This is a genomic window from Tessaracoccus coleopterorum (assembly GCF_011174705.1).
Taxonomy (GTDB): Bacteria; Actinomycetota; Actinomycetes; order Propionibacteriales; family Propionibacteriaceae; genus Arachnia; species Arachnia coleopterorum.
In genome coordinates, this window is sequence record NZ_JAANIJ010000001.1 from 2,486,814 (window position 1) to 2,508,105 (window position 21,292).

Genomic DNA, 21,292 nt, shown 5'->3' on the forward strand with positions numbered 1-21,292 from the left:
GTTCCGTCCTGCTGCCGCCCTAGCTCAGTCGGTAGAGCGACGCTCTCGTAAAGCGTAGGTCACGGGTTCGATTCCCGTGGGCGGCTCGGACAGCGGGACGGATCCTATGCCTGGATCCGTCCCGCTTTCTATGCACATCAGGGTGGGCGGCTTAAACGGGGGCGTCCAAGGCCGCGGCCCCGGGCCCTTGTAGGGTTGGGATACATCACTTGGACGAGCTGGGGCTCCGGTTCTGAAGGAGGAACTCGTGTTGGACTGCGCCATCATCGGGCCGGCTTGGCTGGACTCGCTGCCGCTCAGTACCTCGTTGACCGGGTCTGAAGGTCGCCGTGCTCGAGGGCCGCGACCGCGTCGGAGGGCGCGTCGAGAACCGGGATCTCAGCGATGGGGGCTACGTCGAGCTGGGCGGCCAGTGGATCGGCCCCGGCTTCGACGCCCTCACCGAGATCATCGACGATCTCGATCTCAGGACCATCGGCCTGCCGGCTAAGGGCAATCTCGTCGTCCGGCTCCGCGGCCAGGCGCTCGAGGTGCCTTCCACGGACGAGGCACCCGCGCTCACACCCTTCGAGGTGTCCGACCTCGGCCAGGGTTGCTGCGGCTCCGCCGCCTCGCCGAGCGCCTGCGTGACGACGCGGCCTGGCGTCAGGCGAACCACGCCTGGCTCGGCCAGGATCTCCGCCGCTGGGTGTCGACGAACCTGCGCACCCAGGGCGCCCAGCGCCGCTTCTCCGAGGTCTACACCGCGGCCTTCGGCCCGATGCCGAAGGGCGCGACGCTGCTCGAGGGCCTCCACCAGGTCAACTCCGGCCCCGACCTCGAGTCGATGCTCGCCAGCAACGGCGGACTGCACCAGAAGCGCGTCGAGGGTGGCATGGCCACCGTCGTCGCCGCGCTCGCCGACCGGCTGGGCGACGTGGTCCGGCTCGACGCGGAGGTGGTGAAGGTCCGCTACGACGACCGCTTCGCCACCCTGACGCTCGCCGACGGTGAGGAGATCGAGGCCCGCCAGGTCATCTCCACGCTGCCCCCGCGACTCGCGGTCAAGCTCGAGCACGAGCCGGCCCTCCCGAAGTGGCGCCAGGAGGCGGCGGAAAAGGTCGCTCCCGGCAACGTCATCAAGGCCTTCCTGATCTACGACCACCCGTTCTGGCGTGACCGCGGCTTCTCGGGCCAGTCCAGTGCCGACGAGGGTGCCGTGCGCGTCACCTTCGACACAACCGCGGACAACTCCAACCGGGGCCACCTGATGGGCTTCTTCGAGGGCGCCGACGCCGACTCGCTGTCGCGGCGCTCCATCACGCTGCGCGAGAGGGCGTTCGTGGACTCGGTGGTCCGGACGTTCGGCGAGACCGCCGCGAAGCCGGTGGCCTACATCGAGCGCGACTGGTCGTCCGAGCGGTTCACCGGAGGCTGCCACGGGGCGCACTTCTCGCCCGGCGTGTGGACCACCAACGGTCCGATTCTCGCGGAGCCAGAGGGCGTCCTGCACTGGGCAGGGGCCGAGTACGCCACCCGCTTCAACGGCTACATGGAGGGCGCAGTGCGTTCCGGCCGGGAGGTCGCCGCGGCGGTCGCCCGCGAACTGGCCTGAGCCGGCCTAGTCTGACGGGGTGGCAACACCCCCGCTGACCCGTTCCCGGCTCGTCGCCCAGGCGCTCGTCGGGCCGCCGTCGCCCGACCCGACGTCGATGGTGGCCGCGCTCGGCGCGATGCAGGGACAGGACCTCCCGGGCGTCCTCGCATCCGCAGCGCTCCGCTCCACCGGTCGACTGGACGACCTCTACGCCGCCCTGGACGACGCCCGTCTCGTACGGGGCTACCCCATGCGCGGCACCGTCTTCCTGATGGCAGCCGCGGATGCCGTCTGGGCCACCGAGCTGTGCGCAGGGCCGAGCCTGAGATCCGCCGCGAGCCGCAGGCACCAACTCGGGCTGGACGACGCGCAGATCGGACGGGCCGGAGCCGTCGCCGAGGAGGCGCTGGCGTCGGGCCCCCTGCCACGGTCTGCGCTCTTCGAACTGTGGGACGCGGCCGGCCTCGCCCCGCGGGTGGACGCGGTTACCACATGCTCTTCACGCTCATCGCCTCGACCCTGCTCGTCTACGGGCCGTGGAACGGCGCCGATCAGGACGTCGCCCTCGTCAGCCGGTGGCTGCCGGGTGCACCCGGCCTCGAGGACAGGTTCGGCGGGGAGAGGACGCCCGCCGTCGCCGAGTTCCTCCTGCGGTACCTCACCTCACACGGGCCCGCCACGCTCCGCGACTTCGCGTGGTGGACGAAGCTGACCCTCGGAGAGATCCGCAGGGCGCTTCCCTCATCGTCGACCGGCTCGAGAGCGACGGCGCCGACGAGCCGAGCTACTGGCGAGCGGGCCTGCCGGACGAGGTCGCGGCGGTGGGTCGCGCCGTCACCCGGCCGATCCTGCTTCCGGGGTTCGACGAATACATCCTCGGCTACCGGACCGGCTCTTCGCCATGCGGGACGACCACCACCGCCGGCTCGTGCCCGGCAACAACGGGGTGTTCAAGCGCTCGGTGGTGGTGGGAGGAAGGGTCGTCGGCACGTGGACCAGGACGGGTGCCGGTGGTCGACGCAAGCTGCAGGTTGACGCGTTCGAGCCGATCACCGAGGCCACAACGAGGCAGCTCGAGGCGCGGTTCAGCGCGTTCCCGTTCGTGACGCCGTAGGTCAGGACACCGTCACGAACAGATCGGTCCGCAGCGTGGCGGGGTCGGTCGTGGGGAGGGTTCGGTCACGTAGACCTCTCCCACCCGATCGCCAGGCCGCAGTCCCTGATCGGCCAGGAAGGCCGTCAGCCTCGCCCAGGCGGCCGGGAGCGCGTCGTACGGGCCGATGTGCGACAGCACCGCCAGCGAGCCACCCGGGATGCTGGACGGGCGCACGCCATCGGCCGGTGAGAACGCGCCCGCCACCGGGAAGCCGATCTCGACGGTGAACACCTCATGCGGGTCGCCCACGTAGACGGCGACGGCCGGCCCGGTGATCGGGATGTCGAGGGCGACGGTCACGGCCACGACGCGCTGGTAGCCGGCGTCGAAGAGGGCAGGCAGATCGGTGAGGGTGACGTCCTCGTGGCGCACCACCGCGGTCGGTGTCGCGGGCACCCCTTCGAGGACGATCGGCTCGGGCCAGCCTTCGGAACCGGCGGGGAAGCTGCTCATGGGTCCTCCTCTGTGCGGTGCGTGCTCCGAGCATGACACACGGGCGCCGGGTGGGATATCGATACCCACCCGGCGCCCCTCGTGGCCCGCGGATCAGATCGCGGCGGATCCGGTCTCACCGGTGCGGATGCGGACGACCTCGTCGATGGGTGTCGACCAGACCTTCCCATCGCCGACGGCGCCGGTGCGGGCCGCCGCGGTGATCACCTTGATCACGCCGTCGACCTCGTGATCCTCGACGAGGACCTCGATCCTGGCCTTGGTGATGAAGTCGATGGTGTACTCGGCCCCCCGGTAGATCTCCTTGTGGCCGCGCTGCCTGGCGTAGCCGGAGCACTCGGTCACCGTCATACCCGCGATACCGTGCTGGGCGAGCGCGATCTGGACCTGGGTCAACATGGTGGGCTGGACGATTGCGGTGACGAGCCTCATGCGTCGACCCCTCTCGGTTCGGGACGATAAGCGTCTGACGGACGCCGTAGGTGGAGTAGCCGACGTGGCTGAGGTCGTAGCCGGACTCGGCGTGCTCAGCGGTGTCGATGCCCTGGGTCTCGACCTCACCGACGACCCGCAGGCCGATGGTCTTGTCGAGGACCTTCGCGATCACCAGGGTCACCACGAAGGAGTAGACCATCACGATCAGCGCGCCCGCGACCTGGCGCCACAGCTGGTCGACGCCGCCGCCGTAGAAGAGACCGGCGACGCCCGCCGGGGAGGCAGGGTCGGCGAGGAAGCCGATGAGCAGGGTACCGACGAGGCCGCCGACGAGGTGGACACCGACGACGTCGAGGGAATCGTCGTAGCCGAACCTGTTCTTGACTCCGATCGCGAAGGCGCAGAGGACGCCCGCGGCGAGACCGACCAGGAGGGCACCGAGCGGGCTGACCGAGGCGGCGGCGGGAGTGATGCCGACCAGGCCGGCCACTATGCCCGAGGCCGCACCCAGGCTGGTGGCGTGGCCGTCACGGAGCCGCTCGACGACCAGCCAGCCGAGCATCGCGGCGGCGGCCCCGGCCAGCGTGTTGATCCAGGCCACACCGGCGGTCGCGTTTGCGCCCAGCGCCGAGCCGGCGTTGAAGCCGAACCAGCCGAACCACAGCAGGGCCGCGCCCAGCATGACAAGGGTCAGGTTGTGCGGCCGCATCGGCACCTTGCCGAAGCCGAGTCGCGGGCCGAGCACCAGGCAGAGGGCCAGTGCCGCGGCGCCTGCGTTGATGTGGATGGCGGTGCCGCCCGCGAAGTCGATCGCCTTGATGGTGTTGGCGATGAAGCCGCCCTTCTCGGCGGTGCCGCCGTCGAAGGAGAACACCCAGTGGGCCGCGGGGAAGTAGACCAGCAGCGCCCACACCGCGGCGAACGTGGCCCATGCGGAGAACTTCATGCGGTCAGCGACGGCACCGGAGATGAGCGCGACCGCGATGATCGCGAACGCGGCCTGGAAGCCGGCGAAGACGAGGGCAGGGACGGTGAAGGTGGCCTTCTCGGGATCCATCAGGCCGTTCAGGAAGGCGAACTCGAGCGGGTTGCCGAAGAGCCCGCCGACCGAGTTGCCGAACGCGATGGAGTAGCCGACAACCACCCACAGGACCCCGACGATCCCCATCGTCGTGATCGACATCATGACCATGTTCAGCACGCTCTTCGCGCGCACCATGCCGCCGTAGAAGAATGCGAGACCTGGGGTCATGAGGAGGACCAGCGCGGCGCTGACCAGGACCCACGCGGTGTCGCCGGTGTCTATTTCGAGGATTTCCATGTGGACGATCCAACAGGCGTCAGGTTTCGGTGGACGCCACGCCCGGTAACGGTGGAGTTAGCGATTCCGGGCATTGGGTAACGAACCCGGAGCGCGATGTTACGGCTGTGTTGCCGGGCGCGTGGTGCCGTCGTAGGCGGGTGTCTGGTCGCCGAGCAGGTCGATCCAGCTTCCGGGGAGTGTGAACGACGAGTAGGCGGCCGTCGGGAACCAGGAACCGACCCGGTCCGCCTCGCGGGGTTCCCGGCGTACAGGAGTCGTGCGGCAAGGTCGGGGATGGTGGGGCGTGCCCCACCACGAGCAGGCCCGTGACGGCGTCGTCGGTGGCCGCTATTGCGCTGAGGGCCGCGTCGGTGCCGCCGAAGTAGAGGTCATCGAGGTAGATGGCCGGGATGTCGAGCCCGAGCGACCCGAACGTCTCGCGCGTGCGCGTCGCCGTCGACACGAGGGCCAGCTGGAGGCCGAGGCCGCGGAGCGCGAGGCCCGCCGCCTCCGAGTCGCTCCGGCCCGTCCTGGTGAGGCCCTGGCGTGGTCGCTCCCGGGGCTGTCGTGTTCGGCCTTCGCGTGGCGCATCAGCACGAGTCGTCGCATCACCCCAGCCTAGTGTCACGGACGTCGCGGCGCGGGCTCCCGGGCGCGGGCTCCCGGTGGGGCCGGATCAGGGCTTGACTGCCACGATCAGGTCGCGACGGATCGAGGAGTCGACCCGGTGCGCGAAGCGCTCCCACGGGCCGCCCTCCAGGACGGTGAGGCCGGCGTCGGCGAGCATGGCGGAAAGGTCCTCGCGGGTGAGGCCGAACGTGTTCCAGGACAGGCCGAGGGCGCCGCCGTGCATCAGCTGGCCCGTCCACACCGGAAGCGCCTCGCGCAGCAGCCCGGCGGGGAGCGGTCGCGTCGCCCCGAGGTGCCCGGACGTCGGTGGTTGCCCCGTGCGCGACGCCGTAGGGGCGTCGGTGACGATGGCGTCGAACTTCTTCTTCCCGAACAGGTCCGCGGACTGGCGGGTGTCCCCGGTGAAGGAGGTGAGGTTGAGGCCCGCATCGGGCAGGTCGATCCGGGCGTCGAAGCGCTTGCCGATGGACTTGCCATCGCGCTTGACGGGGCGCACGTCGGCGGTGTGCTTGATCCGCTTGCGGCGGAGGTACGTCTTGTAGAAGGAGGCGGCCTGCTCGAACGACTTCGCATCGCCCTCGACGCCGTACGCGTCGTGGCCGAGCATCAGGGCAGTGGAGAGGGTGGTTCCGCGGCCGGCCAGCGGATCGAGGATCTGCCGGGGCCCGTCGCCTCGCGGGTGACTGCGGCCAGCGTCACGCACAGCAGAAGCTGGGTGAACTGCTCGTTGGTCTTGCCCTGGTACTTCGGGATGGTCACCAGGTCGTCGTCCAGCACGAACGGGGCGGGGAGCCGGACGGGACGCAGCAGGTCGCCCTCGGCCTCGAAGAGCGCGAAGCAGGCGGACTGGCGGGCCACCACCGCGAGTTCCGCCTCGCCGAGTTCCGCCGCCTCGAAGGAGAGGTAGTCGACGCCTGCCAGGTCGACGTCGGCGATCCCGCTCACATCGGGTGCGGTGATCTCCAGCTCGGCGGCCGAGAGCGGGCCGGACTCGCCGGCATAGACGCGGTTGGCCGACGGGGTGCGCAACATCAGGTAGCGGGCATCTGGATAGTTTCCCACACCATCGCTGACCGGGCCGCCGTCGCACCCCCGGCACGGGAGCCACGGCCATTTTGGATTGGCCCGTGGCGGAGGGGAGGATGTCGGTCATGAGGCTCTGGGTGAAGCTGCTGGTGATCTTCGCGGGCGGTGCGGTCGGCACCGGGCTGAGGATCGCCGTGCTGCGCCTGGTGGGCGACGAGGTGATCGCGCTTGCGGCGGTGAACTTCATCGGGTGCCTTCTGATCGGGATCGTGTCCGGGCTGCTGGGCCCCCACGCGACCCTCGCCCGCGTGTTCCTCGCCGTCGGCGGCATCGGTGCGTTCACCTCCTGGTCGACGCTTGCCCTGCAGGGCGTCACCCAGCCCGGCGGCATCCCCATCGTCATCGCCGAGACGGGCGCCGGGGTCATCTTCGCCGGGCTCGGTCATCTGGCAGGCATGAAGCTGCGCGGGAACGACGGGTGATCACGGTGCTGGCCGCCTGCCTCGCGGGAGGGCTGGGGCGATGGCCCGGGCCGGTGTCGACGAGGTCGTCACCCGGCGGACCCACGCGTGGAGGAGCACCCTGCTGGTCAACGTGCTCGGTTCCCTGGTGCTCGGGGTGGCCTCGGCCACCGTCCCGGTGCCTGGCTGACGGTGATCGGGACCGGATTCTGCGGCGGTTTCACGACCTTCTCGACGGCGTGCTGGCAGGTGGCCCGGGAGATCGGCCTGCGCCGGTGGCGGGTCGGCGTCGGCTACGCGGTGGCGACCATCGTCGGCTGCCTGGCCGCGGCCTGGCTCGGCATCCAGCTCGGCTCGTGGTAGGGCACCGGGCTCCGACCACATGACTCAGGGGGCGCCGAACTCCACCGGCAGCCCCAGGCAAGAGGCCGCCCCGCTCACCGCCGCGGGCCCGCCGCGCTGGGAGAACGACGGCGGATCGCCGGCTGACATCGCGTCGCTCCTGCCCGGCTGTTCGACCGGCAGACACGGTCCGGGAGAGCCGGGTCTGCAGGCGAACGCCCGGTGGGTCAGGGATAGATCTCGGCGCGCAGGCGGGACCAGGACGCGCGGCGGTGCGCGTAACGTTCGACGTTGACGGGATCCGGCTCGAACCGCCCGGAGATGGCGCTCTGTCCGGGGGCACCGGCGAGGATGGCCGCGCCGGCCGCGGCAGCCTCCGGGTTCGCAAGCGTCTCGAGCGGGACGCCGGTTGTGTCCGCGAGCAGTTGTGTCCATGCCGGGCTCCTCGTGCCGCCCCCGAACACACGGAGAACCGCGGGCCTCTGATGCAGCCGTTCGAGCCAGCCGGCGACCTGGAAGCCGACCCCTCGAGGACGGCACGGGCCAGGTCGCCACGGCTGCTGCCCAGCCCGAGACCCCAGAAGACGCCTGCGGGTTCCAGCCCCCACCTCTCGCGGTCGCTCGAGAGGCCGACGCGGGACAGTTCCGGGAGGAAGAGCGGGCGATCATGGCCTGGGTAGGCCTCCAACACGCTGGCTTCGAGGGCCGCGTAGTCGCCCTCGAAGAGGGCGTGTGCAGCCCAGCGGTGCGCGGCGCCGGCCGTCTCGATCGGCGCCTCCTGCACCCACCTCCCTGGGCCGAGAAACGGAAAGACCGGCGCGTCTCCCTGCGGTACAGGCCCGCTACACAGGGCTTCGATGGCTCCCGAGGTTCCCAGCGAGAGGGTCGTCACGCCCATGCCGATGCCAGCGGCCAACGCGGCACACTTCTGATCCTGCGCCCCGGCGTGGACGGGGATCTCGCTCAACCCCACCGCAGCGGCCACGGAGGGCAGCAGGGTGCCGACCAACTCCCGGATGTGACGATCTCGGGCAGCGTCGAAGGCGCGATGCCGACGGCCTCAAGGAGTTCCGTGTCCCACGCGAACGTGTCGAGCCGATAGGCCATCGTGCCACCGGCGAGCGTGTGGTCCGTGACAGCGCGGCCCGTGAGACGCAGGAGCAGGAAGTCCATGGGGAGCAGGAAGGAGGAGGTGCGCGCCACCACCTCCGGCTCGTGCCGTGCCAGCCAGAGGAGCTTGGGCAGCGTGTAGGAACCGCTGAGAGGCTTGCCCGTGCGTCGTCGCAACTCGCCTGCGCCGACGGCGTCCGTCAGGGTCGACAACTCGGACTGGCCCCTCAGGTCCAGCCAGGAGATGGCGGGCCGGAGGGCCTGCCATCTCTGCCCACGGGCACCACCGAGATGCCCTGGGTGCTGAGCGACAGACCCCCGACCCGGCTCGCATCGATGCCGGCCACGGCCCTGCCCATCACCGCGACGGTCGAGTCGAACCACGACTCGGCATCCTGCTCGACCGTGCCGTCGGGCAGGTAGCGCGGTGGGGCCTCCAGATAGGCGCTGGAGACCGGGGACAGCGCCGCGTCGAAGACGACGCACCGCACTCCGGTGGTGCCGAGGTCGACCCCGAGCCAGAGGTCTGTGTCCGCGGCCATCCGCTAGTACTGGATCTCGAAATCGGGAATGACCGGCGCAGCGATCGTCTCGCTGATGTAGAACTCGGCCCCCAACTTCTGCATGATCGAGGTCGGCACCAGGGGCGTGACCGGCCCGTGCAGCGTCAGACGGGAGATCGTGCGCTGCCAGGCCACGTCGGTACCCCTTGTCGAGATCGCATGTGTCTCGACGCGACGCTTGGTGCGCACAATGTCCAGGGGCCGATGGTCGCTGCGCGGGCGGGACATTCGCCACGTCGCCGGAGGACCCGAAGCATCCGTGCAGTGAGTTCTGGGCGATCGTCAGCGGGTGGAGTGTGACGATGCGCGCCCCTGGGTCAGGAACTCATCCAGGTCGGTCGAGAATTCGGGGCTGGGATCGACAAAGGCGACATGGCCCGCCCAACCTGGGCCCTGATAGGCGACGTCCGCGTCGCCGGCCTCGTGGATCATCTCCGAGTAGCGGGTGATGTTCTCCGTGGTCGGGAACAGGAACTGCTCTTGAGGCATCCGGAGTTCGGGATCCAGTTCGTCCCAGAAGAACTTCTTGGTCGAGTTGATGAAGCTGGCGGCGTACTCGACCCCGGCCACATTCCCATCCTCGTCCGCCCATTCATCCATGTTGAAGGTCGTGACGTGGCTCAGATCCATGCGCATCGCGTTGAGGATGTGCGCGACCTCGCGGTATGCCGGGTTCGGGTTCGGCAGGATCAGGACGCACTTGCGGCCCTCGAGCTTGGCGCGGACGATCTCCCCGACCATGTCCGCGACGAACCGTCCGTTCAGCTGGTTGTCCGGAAGGACGGTGATCTGGACGTCCGGATTGGGATGCGTCAGGTACTCCTCCCGGGTGAGTGCGTTCACCCTCGCGATCTCCGCGCGGTCCCTGAAGGGGATGAAGTCGGCGGGCTGGAAGTTCGGATTGAATGACATGGTCATCCTTTCGGGGTGGTGGCTGGGCGCGGCGTCCGTGCCGCTTGCTCGTGGGTCGGGCGGCTCGTGGGCGGCAGGCGGTCGCGTCGAGGACGGGCATGGGGCCGGTGCCGTGTCGTCGGTGGGACATCCTTCTCCTCCGTTGGAGCGTCGATCCCTATCCAACCAATCTTGTCAAAACTTTGCAAGGCCTATCGAAAGCGCGTCACTGGTTGTCAGAAAATCTCGGACTACCGGGGTGGGACGCCGTGAACGCAGAAAAGAGGTGCCGGGGAGTTCCCCGGCACCTCTTCTCTCCCGGTTCAGGCCAGGTTGACGTGATGGTGCTCGTACGGCGTGCCCTTCGCGCGCTCGAACGAGGCGGCGACCTCTTCCTCAGCGTCACCGCGACCCGTCCAGGTCGCGCCCTCGACTGACTTGCCGGGCTCGAGGTCCTTGTAGACCGAGAAGAAGTGCTCGATTTCGAGCAGCATGTGCTCGGGCACGCTCGACAGGTCGGTGATGTGGTGGCGACGGGTGTCGGCCGTCGCGACGCACAGCACCTTGTCGTCGCCGCCCATCTCGTCGGTCATCCGGAACATGGCCACGGCGTAGCACTCGATGAGGCAGCCGGGGAACGTCGGGTCGTTGCCGATGACCATCGCGTCGAGGGGTCGCCGTCCTGGCCGAGGGTGCCCTCGACGAAGCCGTAGTCGTACGGGTACTGCGTGGAGGTGAACAGCGTGCGGTCCAGTCGGATCCGCCCCGTGTTGTGGTCCATCTCGTACTTGTTCTTGGTCCCCTTGGGATCTCTACCGTCACGTCGAACAGGATGCGGCGGCCCGGATCGATCGGGGTCAGGCCAACTGGCGCCTCTTCGCTCACTGCGGCACTCCTATGATTGGGATGGTCGCCCACCGGTCGTTGGTGGGACTTGACCCTTGCAGGATACCGCCTTGGAGGACGTAGTGGAGACTCGCAGAATCGCCGAGTGGGTCGTCACCGGCGTGCTTGCGACTGTTCTGCTCGTCGGCGCCGTTGTCCTGGTGGCCTTCCGCGACGACGCGGCGGCCGCCGCGGGCTCACCAGGGAGGGCGCTCCCTCCACCGTGTCCCCGTCTCTCTTCGAGCCCCCGAGCGCCCCGCCGTCCGAACCGGCCGAGGGGTCCGGAACGGGCCTGGTCAGCGCCGCGGAGGAACCCCGGTCGGGGCGGCGCCGCGCAGAGAGGCTCTCGAGGCACGCCTCAAGGCGCTGGACACGTCGAAGCTCGTCGGGATCGACGGCGCCCCGTAACCGTCGCCTACGAGGTTCTCGACGTGGTCACGGGCGACCTCCTCGCGGAGCAGGCGGCCACGACCCCCTGATCCCCGCCTCCAACACGAAGACCCTGACCACGCTTGCCGTCATGAACGGCTTCGACGGCTCCGAGACGTTCGCCACGAGCGTCGTCTCGCCCGCGGCGGGAGCCATCGTGCTGGTCGGGGAGGCGACCCGCTCCTGGCCAGCGTCCCGCGGCCGCCGGTGCCTACCCCCGGCCCGCCTCCACGCAGGACCTCGCCGCCGCGACCGCGGAGGCACTGAGGGCATCCGGGCAGACCACCGTCACCCTCGGCTACGACGCCACCTACTTCGCCGAGCCTGGCTGGAACGACGCGTGGCCGTCCACCTACCGCGACCAGGTCACTCAGATCTCGGCCCTCTGGGTGGACGAGGGGAAGTTGGCCGCCGGGGCCGTAGCCGTACCCCGCCCTCGATGCGGCGAAGACGTTCGCCAACCAACTCGCCGCCCAGGGATCGCCGTCACGGGTGAACCTGCCGCCGCCGCGGGCGCCGGGCAGGAGATCGCGCGGGTCGAGTCGCTCCCGGTGCACGTGCTCGTCGAGACGGCCATGAACCGCTCCAACAACTCCTTCACCGAGATCCTCGGACTCCAACTTGCCCGCCTCAGTGGTCAGCCGACCACGTTCGCGGGCAGTGTCGCCGCCATCGCGGAGCAGCTGGTCGAGCTCGGCGTCTGGGACGAGGGCACCGTGCTGCACGACGCCTCCGGCTTGTCCCGCGGCAACCGGGTCACCGCGAACATGCTCGCCAGGGCCGTCCTGCTGCTCGACAGCGAACCCCGCCTCTCCGTCATTCTGGACGGCCTGCCGACTGCGGGCGTCACCGGAACCCTGGCCGACCGCTTCACCGACGACATCTCCCGGCCCGCCCGGGGGTGGCGCGTGCGAAGACGGGGACCCTCTCGCTGGTGTCGACCCTCGCGGGCACCACCCTCACCGCCGACGGGCGCCAGGTCTCCTTCGCGTTCGTCATCAACGGGCCACCCGACGGATGGGCCGCCAAGGTGTGGGCCGACCAGGCAACCGGTGTCGTCGCCTCCTGCGGGTGCTGATGGAACACGCGGCGAACATCGATTGGGATCTCGCGCTGCGGGTGGCGTCCGCGGGCAACCGCGACCTTCCAGATCTCACGGCCCCGAACTGCAGCGCCTCGTGGCCGACCTGCGCGTCACCGCACGCAGGGCCGGCGGGCTGGTGGCCGCCTACATGGGGATCGACTCGCCGGGTGCGGCGCGGATCAGCGTCGTCGACTGGGCCGGTTGGGGCGTGCCGTGCACGGCATGGTCGAGCACGCCTCCACGGCGCTGGAGCTTGCCCCCGACGGCCAGGGCCGGTCGCCAGTGTCCGCGGGGTCGGCAACGCCCTGCTGCTCGGAGTCGGCCTCAAGGTGGCAGGCAGGCGGCTGCTCGGCCAGTACGACGCCTACACCGGGGCGGACACCCTCTACCTGGTGGCACCCACGATCGTCGCGCACGAGCGCGCGCACCGCTTCGACCCGGCCGACTTCCGGCTCTGGGTCTCCCTGCACGAACAGACGCACTCCCTGCAGTTCAGGGCCGCCCCGTGGCTCCGTGGTTGGATCGCCGGGCGCGCCCGGACTGTGTTCGAGGACGACTCCTCGAGCCTGCAGGGGCTCGCGGGCTGGGCCCGCACCGGCGACATCGCCTCCCTGCTGGCCACCGGGCCGGCGGGGGAGGCGCTCGGCGAGCTGGTGAGCGCCATGACCTTCCTCGAGGGGCACGCGGACCACACCGCCGACGCTGTGGGCAGGACGCACATCCCGACGGTGGCGAAGCTGCGGTCGGCCTTCACCCGCAGGTCGGGACGCGGGCTGAGCCGCGTCCTCGACAAGCAGGCCCAGTACCGCGACGGTCTCGAGTTCTGCAGGAAGGTCACGATGTACCGGGACGCCGGGCCCTCCGCGCCGCCTTCGAGGCCCAGGGAAATCTACCGACCGCCGATGAGATCGCGACCCCGCGCGCCTGGGTCGACCGGGTACATGGCTAGGCGGGAGCTGGCCCCGACGCGCTGCTGGTGGCGCAGGCCGTCGCCGCCGGGCTGCCCGAAGGCGACGTGATCGTCGGCTGCTCCGGCGGCGCGGACTCCCTCGCGCTCGCACTCGGAGCCGACTGGGCCGTCCGGCGCAGGGGTACCGGCGTCGCCACCGCCGTGGTGGTCGACCACGGCCTCCAGGCAGGCTCGGCACGGATTGCGGAGGGAGCAGTCAACAGCCTCGCCACGTACGGCGTCCGGGCACGGATCGTGCGGGTCGAGGTCAGCCCCGACGGTGACGGCGTCGAGGCCGCTGCCCGCGAGGCGAGGCTGGTGGCACTCGCTGCCGATGGGCTGCCGGTGCTGCTGGGGCACACCCTCGACGATCAGGCCGAGACGGTGCTCCTCGGCCTGCTCCGCGGCTCCGGCACCCGGTCGCTCGCGGGATGGCGTCAGTGCGCGGCCCGTTCCACCGACCGCTGCTCGGGCTGCGGCGCGTCGACACGGAAGCCGCCTGCCGAGCCTGGGGCATCGACTGGTGGAGCGACCCGATGAACGACGACCCGGCCTTCGCCCGCGTCCGCGCCCGGCGGCTCCTGAGTGACCTGTGCGACGGCCTCGGCCGCGACATCGCCCCGGCGCTGGCACGGGGGCGGTCCTCGCGCGGGCCGACGCCGATGCCCTCGATGCGCTCGCGCAGGCCCACCATGCCCCTGACGAGCCCGAATGCTCCGCGCTCGTGGCGCTCCCGGATGCGCTCCGGTGGCGCGTGCTCCACCGCTGGCTCGATGAGCGGGGAGCCTCCCGGAACAGGCGCACGTGTTCGCCGTGGACCGCCTCCTGCTCGCCTGGCGGGGCCAGGGGCGGTGTCCGTCACCGGCGGAGAGGTGGAGCGTGTCGCGGGCCGGCTGGTCCACACCCGGCGTGCGACCCGTCACGAGCCGCGATAGGCTCAGGGCCGTGGATGCTAAAGACGTGTCGCAGGACCTCGAAAAGGTGTTGTTCACCGCCGACCAGATCCAGGAGCGCATCAACGAGATCGCGCGACGGATCGATGAGGACTACGCCGGCAGGGAAATCCTGCTGGTCGGGGTGCTCAACGGCGCGGTGATGGTGATGAGCGACCTGCAGCGCGCCATGCGCAGCCACGTCGAGATGGACTGGATGGCCGTCTCCTCCTATGGTGCGGGCACGCAGTCCAGCGGCGTCGTGCGCATCCTCAAGGACCTCAACGCCGACCTCGAGGGGCGCGACGTGATCGTGGTCGAGGACATCATCGACACCGGGCTCACCCTGTCGTACCTGATGAGCAACCTGGCCTCCCGCGGCCCGGCCAGCCTCGAGATCATGACGATGTTCCGCAAGCCCGACGCCGCCCAGATGGAGGTCCCCGTCCGGTACGTGGGCTTCGAGATCCCCAACGAGTTCGTGGTCGGCTACGGCCTCGACTACTCGGGCCGCTACCGCAACCTGCGCGACGTCGGCACGCTCGCCAAGCACGTCTACAGCTGAGCCTCCACCCCCCAGCGTCACACAGCGTCACACCGCGACAGTCGCGGCGCGCATCGCGGGACCCAGCCCGGCGGGCGCGGGCGGCAGTTCCGCCCGAGGCTCAGCCGTACTTCCACCGCGGGCGTCACCGCGGGGGATACTGCCCTCATGGGAAGGGCGACTGACCGGGACCGGCAGGTCGACGACCTGTCCAGGTCCCTGAACCAGATCGAGGCGGAGTTCCGGGGCGGCCTCGATTCTCTCCTGGTGCTCAGGCTCGTCCAGCTCATGAACCGGGCCAGCCCGCTGCGCCGGATCAGCGCCTCGCCCGTCGGCAACACCCTGCGACTCGGGTTCGCCGACGGCTTGTCGGTGCTTGTCAGCTCGCCCGACGCGCACGGCCTGCTGCGGCTGCTCCTACCTCTGCACAAGGGCGCCACCGTCCTCCTCGAGCGGGTGGAACGCACCCCGGACGGCGTCCGCATCACGCTCTGCTGGGACCGCCACCGCGCCTCCGCCGTCGTCATGGGGTTCGACCAGGCGGACTGAGCTGCCGGTCCCCGGAGCTTGTCGTCCCGACCCGGCCATGGGACCCGAAGCCCGTGGGAGACCCATCAGGTGGCCAGGTCGGGCCGCAGTAGTTGCTCCCGCTGGTAATCTTTCGGTGCGCTGAAACCCTCGGCGAAACGACGAGATCGGACTGACTTGCAGAAGTTCCTCAAGAGCCCACTGGCTTGGGTCGTGATCAGTGTGGTGTTCCTCATCCTCGGCATGCAGGTGCTGAGCTCCATGGCGGGTTCCAGACGGTGCCCACGTCCCAGACGATGGAGCTCCTGGCCGGCGATTCGAAGCTGAAGGAGGTCACGCTCGTCGACGGTGAGCAGGCGATCCAGATCGTCGACGAGCAGGGCGAAAAGACGCAGTCCGCCTGGGTCGGAAATCAGGTCGACGATGTCATCAAGCTCATCGAGAAGCGCAAGGCCGACGGCACGCTCGAGAAGTGGACCGCGACCAACCCCAGCCCCTCGCTCCTGACCACGCTGCTCTACACCGGACTTCCGTTCCTGCTGCTGATCTTCCTGTTCTTCTGGATCATGCGGTCCATGTCGGGCGGGGAGCCAACGGGCCCCTGTCGTTCGGCAAGTCGAAGGCCAAGCTCGTCTCCAAGGACACGCCTAAGACCACCTTCCGCGACGTGGCCGGCGCCGACGAGGCCGTCGAGGAACTCGAGGAGATCAAGGAGTTCCTCGCGGAGCCCGCGAAGTTCCAGAAGCTCGGCGCCAAGATCCCCAAGGGCGTTCTCCTCTACGGGCCGCCCGGAACGGGCAAGACGCTGCTCGCCCGAGCCGTCGCGGGTGAGGCAGGCGTGCCGTTCTTCTCCATCTCCGGCTCCGACTTCGTCGAGATGTTCGTCGGTGTCGGTGCGTCCCGCGTGCGCGACCTCTTCCAACAGGCCAAGGAGAACGCGCCCGCCATCATCTTCATCGACGAGATCGACGCCGTCGGCCGCCACCGCGGCGCGGGCATGGGCGGCGGCCACGACGAGCGCGAGCAGACCCTCAACCAGTTGCTGGTCGAGATGGACGGCTTCGACGTGCGTGGTGGCGTCATCCTGATCGCAGCCACCAACCGGCCTGACGTGCTCGACCCTGCGCTGCTGCGCCCCGGCCGTTTCGACCGCCAGATCGGCGTCGAGGCCCCGACGCCGAGGGTCGCGCCCACATCCTCGGGGTACACGCCAAGGGCAAGCCGCTCGCCAGCGACGTCGACCTGGTGTCGATCGCCCGCCGCACGCCCGGCTTCTCCGGAGCCGACCTCGCCAACGTCCTCAACGAGGCCGCCCTGCTCGCGGCGCGCATGAACGAGGAGATGATCCGTCAGCCGCAGCTCGACGAGGCCATCGACCGCGTCATCGCCGGGCCGCAGAAGCGCACCCGCCTCATGAACGACCGGGAGCGCCTCATCACCGCCTACCACGAGGGTGGCCACGCTCTGGTCGCCGCCGCGATGCCGGGCAACGACCCGGTGCAGAAGGTCACGATCCTTCCCCGCGGCCGCGCCCTCGGCTACACGATGGTGATGCCCGACGCGGACAAGTACTCGCAGACCCGCGGTGAACTGCTCGACCAGATGGCCTACATGATGGGCGGCCGCGCGGCCGAGGAGATGGTGTTCCACGACCCGACGACGGGCGCGGCAAACGACATCGAGAAGGCCACCAAGGTGGCCCGCGCCATGGTCACCCAGTACGGCATGAGCGAACGCGTCGGAGCCATCAAGCTCGGCGGCGGCGACTCCGAGCCGTTCATGGGCATGCGTGGCACCGACTCCACGCAGGAGTATTCCGAGTCGATGGCCGCGGTCATCGACGAGGAGGTCACCGAACTCATCCACACAGCCCACCAGGAGGCGTTCGACGTCCTCGTCGAGAACCGCGACGTCCTGGATGAACTGGTGCGTCAGCTGTTCCGCAAGGAGACGCTGAACAAGCAGGAGGTGGCCGAAGTGTTCAGGAACCTGCGCCGCCGCGAGAAGCGGCCCGCATGGACCGGCTCGGATCTGCGCGTCCCCTCGGACCTTCCGCCCGTCGAGATCCCGCAGCAGGACGGTGCACCACAGCCTCTGCCCGCCAGGCAGGCGGGGCCCGACTTCGCAACCGGCATCCCGTCGTCCACGCCCCAGCGGCCCGCGGCCCCCACCCATTGGGGACCGCCCGACACCCCCCGAGCCTCTGATGGCTGTCGACCTGCCGCGCGCAGCGGCTGCCGTCCGGGAACTTCTCGCGGCCATCGGCGAGGACCCCGATCGCGACGGCCTGCGCGACACCCCTCTGCGGGTCGCGAAGGCGTGGATTGAGCTGGGTGGCGGTTACGACACCGACGCCGCCGAGATCCTCGGGACCACGTTCGACATCGACCATGACGAGCTGGTGCTCGTCAAGGACATCAGGCTGGTGAGCATGTGCGAGCACCACATGCTGCCCTTCACCGGCGTCGCGCACGTTGGCTACATCCCTCGGCCGGGGGCGGGTCACGGGACTGTCCAAGCTGGCGAGGCTCGTTGAGAGCTACGCCCGCCGACTCCAGGTGCAGGAACGGTTGACCACGCAGATCGCGGAGGCCCTCGTCGAGCACCTCGACGCGCGCGGTGTGATCGTGGTGGTCGAGGCCGAGCACACGTGCATGACGATGCGCGGGGTCCGCAAGCCGGGCAGCCGCACCGTGACCTCGGCCGTCCGTGGCCAGCTGCGTGATCCCGCGACTCGGGCGGAGGCCATGAGCCTGATCCTGGGGCGCTGACACGGTGACCCTCGTGATGGGCATCCTGAACGTCACCCCGGACTCGTTCTCCGACGGCGGTGAGTTCCTCGATGCCGAGATCGCGCTGGCGCACGCCCGCGAGATGCTCGCCCTGGGGCGAGGGTGATCGACGTCGGAGGTGAGTCCACCCGCCCGGTGCGGGACGGGTCTCCCTTTCCGAGGAGCTGCGCCGGGTCATCCCGGTCGTGGAGGCGCTGAGTGCCGAGGGGTGGTGGTCTCGGTCGACACGATGCGCGCGGACGTCGCCCGTGAGGCCATCGCCGCCGGAGCCAGGATCGTCAACGATGTCTCCGGCGGACTCGCCGACCCGGGCATGTTCGCCACGCTCGCCCCGACGGATGTCGACTACGTCGTGATGCACTGGCGCGACCACTCGGCACGGATGCAGGAGCAGGCCCGCTACGCGGATGTCGTGGCGGAGGTGACCGCGGAACTGGGCGCCCGGCGCGACGCGGCGGTGGCCGGTGGAATCGGGTCCGAGCGGATCATCCTCGACCCAGGGCTCGGGTTCTCGAAGACCGCCGAACACAACTGGCAGCTGCTGCGGCGCCTCGACCGCTTCCAGGAGCTCGGGCACCGGCTACTGGTGGGTGCCTCCAGGAAGGCCTTCCTCGGCCACCTCCTCGGGGCCGTGAACCGCACGACCGCGACGGGGCGACGGCGGCGCTGTCGTTCTGGTCGGCCCTGCACGATGTGTGGGGGTCCGCACCCATGACGTCGGGGCCCAGGCCGACGCCATCGCGGTGGCTGTCGAGCTACGAACCCTGCCGCCGTCGCCCAGCCGCCCCGCGACGGTGCGCTAGAGTCACTGAGAGAAACAGTCCCCAAGGAGCAGGTCCCATCGATCGCATCAGCCTCACCGGCCTCACGGCAACAGGCCATCACGGCGTCTTCGACCACGAGCGCCGCGATGGTCAGCGGTTTGTCGTCGATGTGGTCCTCGAGTTGGAACTTGACACCACGAGCGACGATCTCAGCCGGACGGTCAGCTACGCCGACATCGCGGATGAGGTGGAGGCCGTCGTCACAGGTGAGCCCCGCGACCTCATCGAGACCGTGGCGGGTGAGATCGCCGAACGCTGCCTTGCCCACGGCACGGTGGAGCGCGCCATCGTCACCGTGCACAAGCCCAACGCGCCCCTGAGCCAGACCTTCGCGGATGTTTCCGTCACGATCAGCAGGAGTAGACATGTCTAACGGCCCCTTCGATATCGACGTCGACACCCTCGGTAATCTGCGTCCGATCTCCAAGGTGGTGCTGAGCCTCGGGTCCAACATGGGCGACTCGGTCAGCATCCTGCAGGAGGCGGTCGACTTCCTCGCCGAGACACCCGACCTGATCCTCGTGGAGGTCTCGCCCGTCTACCAGACCAGGCCTGTCGGCGTGGTGGAGCAGGCTGACTTCCTGAACCTGATCGTCGTGGCCGAGTCAACGCTCGAGCCGCTCACGATCCTCGACCGCGCGCAGGCCATCGAGGACAACTTCGGCCGCACCCGCGAGGTCCGCTTCGGCCCGCGCACGCTCGACATCGACGTGATCATGGTCGGCAAGCGCATCTCCGAGGAGAGCATCGAGCTTCCGCACCCCGGCCCATGAGCGCGCGTTCGTGCTGGTGCCGTGGTTGGACGTCGACCCGAACGGTGAGATCGCGGGCCACGGCCCCATCGCCGAGCTGGTCGACGACCTGGATGTCAGCGGCATTGTGCGCCGCGACGACATCGTCATCTCTGCCAACACGGGATTTTGAGCGACAGGCCGAAGCTCGGCCTGACCACCGCCCGCCAGGGCGTCGTCGCGGTCCTGGCCGGCGCTGTAGTCAGTTGGTTGATGCTGCTCGCTTTCGATGCGGCGGGGTCATTCCCGCCGGTCGTCCCGGTGTCGCTCCCCATCACCGTCGGGCTGCTCGCCGTCGCCGTCGCCTACTACAGCCGGCTGCTGCCGAAGCGGAGGGAGCAGCGCAAGGCCACGTCGCAGGAGTCGTTCATCGCGTTGAGCGTCGGGAAGGCGATGGTGATGACCGGGCCGCCGTTGCGGGCGGCCATGTCATCTACGTGATGCGCTACCTGCAGCTCTTCGACGCACCGCTGCCGTCGCAACGGGTGATCCTCGGCGCCGTGACCATCGTCGTGTCGCTCCTGCTCGCGGGGCCGGGCTGCTCCTGGAGCGGGCGTGCGTCATCAAGGACGACGATGACGACGACGAGCCGCACGGCACGCCGTCACCGATCTGATCCGGCGACACGCCGACCGGCCCCACGGGCTCCGGCTGACGCGCTCCTATACTGACCCCATGCCTGGTCGTCGCGCTGCACTCAAGTCCTCTGAACGCACACTCGCGCTCACCATCCTCGCCGTGGGGACGGTGGCGTCGCTCGCGTCCCTGCTCGGGGTGTCTGGGTGGTGCGTGCCGGTGTGGTCGTGGCCGTTGCGATGGCCTTTGCCGCCGTGTTCGTGGCCTGGCGTGAGTTGGGCGCGGAACGCGTCCGGCACGCCAACGAGCTCAAGCATGAGATCGACCTACGTTCGCAGCAGGCCGACCGGTTCCATGAGGAGTCGGTCGCGATGATCAGCCGCTTCAACGCCCGCGCCGAGAACCTGCAGGCCGTCATCGCGAAGCTCCGTGGTCAGCTGGCCTCCGCCAAGTCCGAGCTCAGCTCGATGCGTGGCAACGCCGCGTGGCTGCGGGCCGAGGTCGCCGAGCGGCAGGCCCGGGTCGAGGCTCTCGAGGTACGCATTGCCGAGCTCGAGGCCGAGGAGACCGCCAATATCGTCACGCTGCCCCGCAAGGCGGTCACACCCAGCATCGACGACATCTGGGGCGAGGACGAGCACCCGACGCTCGTCGATCTTGCCAAGCTGAATCTCGACGGGGTCCCGGAGCTCCGCCTGCACGCCTGAGGTGCCGCGCCCGAGGCGCAGGCGACCTACTTGTCCGCATCCCCGATCGTGTAGCCGAGACTGGCGACCACATCGGGGATGCGGTCTTCTGTGCATCCGGTGAGCGCGGCGCCGAGCGCGGACAGGTTGGAGAGCGACGGCGTGCGCAGCGCGACGCGCCAGGGTGTCGCGCCACCCCGCGAGACGAGTTGGCATGACGCGATGCCCCAGGGGCCTCGATGTCGGTGGTGTGCTCCCCTCGGGCACTTTCATCCGGCGCGACAGCTTGACCGAGACCTCACCGGGTGGCGCGATCGCGCGGAGCA

The 21,292-nt window shown here is 69.7% G+C and carries 21 protein-coding genes, 1 tRNA gene and 12 pseudogenes; 23 read left to right on the forward strand and 11 right to left on the reverse strand.

Annotated elements, in window-relative coordinates; all coding sequences use genetic code 11:
• Positions 1–13: 13 nt before the first annotated feature.
• The 6 genes and pseudogenes from G7085_RS15945 (at position 14) to G7085_RS15960 (ending at position 2,690) form a co-directional block, all read left to right on the forward strand.
• A tRNA-Thr gene (locus G7085_RS15945) sits at positions 14–86 on the forward strand.
• Between the two features lie 243 nt (positions 87–329).
• Positions 330–416 (forward strand): annotated as a pseudogene (locus G7085_RS26990) (FAD-dependent oxidoreductase); the annotation flags it as partial.
• A gap of 176 nt (positions 417–592) precedes the next feature.
• Positions 593–1,594 (forward strand): flavin monoamine oxidase family protein, encoded by a 1,002-nt coding sequence (locus G7085_RS15950; protein WP_231979602.1) that lies wholly within the window; start codon positions 593–595, stop codon positions 1,592–1,594.
• 97 nt (positions 1,595–1,691) lie between these two features.
• Positions 1,692–1,976 (forward strand): annotated as a pseudogene (locus G7085_RS35300) (DNA glycosylase AlkZ-like family protein); the annotation flags it as partial.
• Positions 1,977–2,023: 47 nt separating this feature from the next.
• Positions 2,024–2,254, forward strand: a pseudogene (locus G7085_RS35305) (DNA glycosylase AlkZ-like family protein); the annotation flags it as partial.
• A gap of 223 nt (positions 2,255–2,477) precedes the next feature.
• Entirely contained in the window at positions 2,478–2,690 is a 213-nt protein-coding gene (locus tag G7085_RS15960; protein ID WP_197511717.1) for a DNA glycosylase AlkZ-like family protein, read from the forward strand.
• A gap of 12 nt (positions 2,691–2,702) precedes the next feature.
• Here G7085_RS15960 and G7085_RS15965 read toward each other — a convergent pair whose 3' ends face one another.
• The 5 genes and pseudogenes from G7085_RS15965 to G7085_RS15985 form a co-directional block, all read right to left on the reverse strand.
• Positions 2,703–3,185, reverse strand: coding sequence for a GyrI-like domain-containing protein (locus tag G7085_RS15965; RefSeq protein WP_197511718.1), 483 nt, complete (start codon positions 3,183–3,185; stop codon positions 2,703–2,705).
• 93 nt (positions 3,186–3,278) lie between these two features.
• Positions 3,279–3,617, reverse strand: coding sequence for a P-II family nitrogen regulator (locus tag G7085_RS15970; RefSeq protein WP_197512921.1), 339 nt, complete (start codon positions 3,615–3,617; stop codon positions 3,279–3,281).
• 88 nt (positions 3,618–3,705) lie between these two features.
• A pseudogene (locus G7085_RS15975) lies at positions 3,706–4,941 on the reverse strand (ammonium transporter); the annotation flags it as partial.
• A gap of 19 nt (positions 4,942–4,960) precedes the next feature.
• Positions 4,961–5,551 (reverse strand): SixA phosphatase family protein, encoded by a 591-nt coding sequence (locus G7085_RS15980; RefSeq protein WP_197511719.1) that lies wholly within the window; start codon positions 5,549–5,551, stop codon positions 4,961–4,963.
• A 48-nt stretch (positions 5,552–5,599) separates the two neighbouring features.
• Positions 5,600–6,585: pseudogene (locus tag G7085_RS15985) on the reverse strand (TRM11 family SAM-dependent methyltransferase).
• A 119-nt stretch (positions 6,586–6,704) separates the two neighbouring features.
• Here G7085_RS15985 and G7085_RS15990 point away from each other — a divergent pair.
• Genes G7085_RS15990 through G7085_RS15995 form a run of 3 tightly spaced genes read left to right on the forward strand, consistent with a single transcriptional unit; the run spans position 6,705 to position 7,403 of the window.
• Positions 6,705–7,061, forward strand: coding sequence for a FluC/FEX family fluoride channel (locus G7085_RS15990; protein WP_197511720.1), 357 nt, complete (start codon positions 6,705–6,707; stop codon positions 7,059–7,061).
• 40 nt (positions 7,062–7,101) lie between these two features.
• A complete protein-coding gene (locus G7085_RS30845) occupies positions 7,102–7,230 on the forward strand; it encodes a hypothetical protein (RefSeq protein ID WP_269452265.1) in 129 nt (42 codons plus the stop codon).
• A 2-nt stretch (positions 7,231–7,232) separates the two neighbouring features.
• Positions 7,233–7,403, forward strand: a complete 171-nt coding sequence (locus tag G7085_RS15995; RefSeq protein WP_197511721.1) for a fluoride efflux transporter FluC — start codon at positions 7,233–7,235, stop codon at positions 7,401–7,403.
• Between the two features lie 206 nt (positions 7,404–7,609).
• Here the strand turns inward: G7085_RS15995 and G7085_RS16000 are convergent, their stop codons facing one another.
• The 5 genes and pseudogenes from G7085_RS16000 to G7085_RS16020 all read right to left on the reverse strand — a co-directional run bounded on the left by G7085_RS16000 (position 7,610) and on the right by G7085_RS16020 (position 10,807).
• The gene (locus tag G7085_RS16000; RefSeq protein WP_197511722.1) at positions 7,610–7,990 is read right to left on the reverse strand and encodes an FGGY-family carbohydrate kinase; all 381 of its coding nucleotides are present in this window, start codon (positions 7,988–7,990) and stop codon (positions 7,610–7,612) included.
• Positions 7,991–8,345: 355 nt separating this feature from the next.
• A pseudogene (locus tag G7085_RS35310) lies at positions 8,346–9,034 on the reverse strand (xylulokinase).
• A 3-nt stretch (positions 9,035–9,037) separates the two neighbouring features.
• The gene (locus tag G7085_RS16010; RefSeq protein ID WP_197511724.1) at positions 9,038–9,190 is read right to left on the reverse strand and encodes a hypothetical protein; all 153 of its coding nucleotides are present in this window, start codon (positions 9,188–9,190) and stop codon (positions 9,038–9,040) included.
• 147 nt (positions 9,191–9,337) lie between these two features.
• Positions 9,338–9,967: a sugar phosphate isomerase family gene (locus G7085_RS16015; protein WP_197511725.1), complete on the reverse strand. Its 630-nt coding sequence runs from the start codon at positions 9,965–9,967 to the stop codon at positions 9,338–9,340.
• A gap of 302 nt (positions 9,968–10,269) precedes the next feature.
• A pseudogene (locus G7085_RS16020) lies at positions 10,270–10,807 on the reverse strand (inorganic diphosphatase).
• A gap of 842 nt (positions 10,808–11,649) precedes the next feature.
• Here G7085_RS16020 and dacB point away from each other — a divergent pair.
• The 14 genes and pseudogenes from dacB (at position 11,650) to G7085_RS16090 (ending at position 20,987) form a co-directional block, all read left to right on the forward strand.
• Positions 11,650–12,338: pseudogene (gene dacB, locus G7085_RS27000) on the forward strand (D-alanyl-D-alanine carboxypeptidase/D-alanyl-D-alanine endopeptidase).
• Positions 12,338–13,363: a zinc-dependent metalloprotease gene (locus G7085_RS16035; protein WP_197511727.1), complete on the forward strand. Its 1,026-nt coding sequence runs from the start codon at positions 12,338–12,340 to the stop codon at positions 13,361–13,363. Before dacB ends, G7085_RS16035 begins: the two are co-directional and overlap by 1 nt.
• Complete coding sequence (locus tag G7085_RS16040; RefSeq protein ID WP_197511728.1) at positions 13,321–13,833, forward strand: tRNA lysidine(34) synthetase; 513 nt, start codon at positions 13,321–13,323, stop codon at positions 13,831–13,833. Before G7085_RS16035 ends, G7085_RS16040 begins: the two co-directional genes overlap by 43 nt.
• A gap of 405 nt (positions 13,834–14,238) precedes the next feature.
• On the forward strand, positions 14,239–14,790 hold the full coding sequence (hpt, locus tag G7085_RS16045) for a hypoxanthine phosphoribosyltransferase (protein WP_197511729.1): 552 nt from the start codon (positions 14,239–14,241) through the stop codon (positions 14,788–14,790).
• 147 nt (positions 14,791–14,937) lie between these two features.
• Positions 14,938–15,318 carry a hypothetical protein gene (locus G7085_RS16050; RefSeq protein WP_197511730.1) on the forward strand — a complete coding sequence of 127 codons (381 nt, stop codon included), beginning with the start codon at positions 14,938–14,940 and terminating at the stop codon, positions 15,316–15,318.
• 156 nt (positions 15,319–15,474) lie between these two features.
• Positions 15,475–17,625 (forward strand): annotated as a pseudogene (gene ftsH, locus G7085_RS16055) (ATP-dependent zinc metalloprotease FtsH).
• A pseudogene (gene folE / locus G7085_RS16060) lies at positions 17,558–18,068 on the forward strand (GTP cyclohydrolase I FolE). The pseudogenes ftsH and folE overlap by 68 nt, the downstream one beginning before the upstream one ends.
• A gap of 16 nt (positions 18,069–18,084) precedes the next feature.
• A pseudogene (locus G7085_RS16065) lies at positions 18,085–18,804 on the forward strand (dihydropteroate synthase).
• Entirely contained in the window at positions 18,801–19,286 is a 486-nt protein-coding gene (gene folB / locus G7085_RS16070) for a dihydroneopterin aldolase (protein WP_231979605.1), read from the forward strand. The pseudogene G7085_RS16065 and the gene folB overlap by 4 nt, the downstream one beginning before the upstream one ends.
• Positions 19,279–19,686 carry a 2-amino-4-hydroxy-6-hydroxymethyldihydropteridine diphosphokinase gene (folK, locus tag G7085_RS16075; protein ID WP_331715729.1) on the forward strand — a complete coding sequence of 136 codons (408 nt, stop codon included), beginning with the start codon at positions 19,279–19,281 and terminating at the stop codon, positions 19,684–19,686. Before folB ends, folK begins: the two co-directional genes overlap by 8 nt.
• Before the next feature lie 25 nt (positions 19,687–19,711).
• Positions 19,712–19,837: a hypothetical protein gene (locus G7085_RS32930; RefSeq protein ID WP_331715730.1), complete on the forward strand. Its 126-nt coding sequence runs from the start codon at positions 19,712–19,714 to the stop codon at positions 19,835–19,837.
• A gap of 128 nt (positions 19,838–19,965) precedes the next feature.
• On the forward strand, positions 19,966–20,145 hold the full coding sequence (locus tag G7085_RS35315) for a hypothetical protein (protein WP_408647124.1): 180 nt from the start codon (positions 19,966–19,968) through the stop codon (positions 20,143–20,145).
• Positions 20,145–20,375 (forward strand): hypothetical protein, encoded by a 231-nt coding sequence (locus tag G7085_RS16085; protein ID WP_197511732.1) that lies wholly within the window; start codon positions 20,145–20,147, stop codon positions 20,373–20,375. The genes G7085_RS35315 and G7085_RS16085 overlap by 1 nt, the downstream gene beginning before the upstream one ends.
• Before the next feature lie 132 nt (positions 20,376–20,507).
• Positions 20,508–20,987 carry a hypothetical protein gene (locus tag G7085_RS16090; protein ID WP_197513098.1) on the forward strand — a complete coding sequence of 160 codons (480 nt, stop codon included), beginning with the start codon at positions 20,508–20,510 and terminating at the stop codon, positions 20,985–20,987.
• Positions 20,988–21,013: 26 nt separating this feature from the next.
• Here G7085_RS16090 and G7085_RS35320 read toward each other — a convergent pair.
• Positions 21,014–21,202 (reverse strand): annotated as a pseudogene (locus tag G7085_RS35320) (NADH-quinone oxidoreductase subunit D-related protein); the annotation flags it as partial.
• Positions 21,203–21,292 lie beyond the last annotated feature (90 nt).

Coding starts and splice junctions, on each gene's coding strand:
- folB (WP_231979605.1), top strand. CDS start 18,801: ATGACGTCGGGGCCCAGGCCGACGCCATCGCGGTGGCTGTCGAGCTAC.
- G7085_RS16085 (WP_197511732.1), top strand. CDS start 20,145: ATGCGCTACCTGCAGCTCTTCGACGCACCGCTGCCGTCGCAACGGGTG.
- G7085_RS15960 (WP_197511717.1), top strand. CDS start 2,478: ATGCGGGACGACCACCACCGCCGGCTCGTGCCCGGCAACAACGGGGTG.
- G7085_RS15965 (WP_197511718.1), bottom strand. CDS start 3,185: ATGAGCAGCTTCCCCGCCGGTTCCGAAGGCTGGCCCGAGCCGATCGTC.
- G7085_RS16050 (WP_197511730.1), top strand. CDS start 14,938: ATGGGAAGGGCGACTGACCGGGACCGGCAGGTCGACGACCTGTCCAGG.
- G7085_RS16035 (WP_197511727.1), top strand. CDS start 12,338: ATGGAACACGCGGCGAACATCGATTGGGATCTCGCGCTGCGGGTGGCG.
- G7085_RS15970 (WP_197512921.1), bottom strand. CDS start 3,617: ATGAGGCTCGTCACCGCAATCGTCCAGCCCACCATGTTGACCCAGGTC.
- G7085_RS15990 (WP_197511720.1), top strand. CDS start 6,705: ATGAGGCTCTGGGTGAAGCTGCTGGTGATCTTCGCGGGCGGTGCGGTC.
- folK (WP_331715729.1), top strand. CDS start 19,279: ATGTCTAACGGCCCCTTCGATATCGACGTCGACACCCTCGGTAATCTG.
- G7085_RS30845 (WP_269452265.1), top strand. CDS start 7,102: ATGGCCCGGGCCGGTGTCGACGAGGTCGTCACCCGGCGGACCCACGCG.
- G7085_RS16015 (WP_197511725.1), bottom strand. CDS start 9,967: ATGTCATTCAATCCGAACTTCCAGCCCGCCGACTTCATCCCCTTCAGG.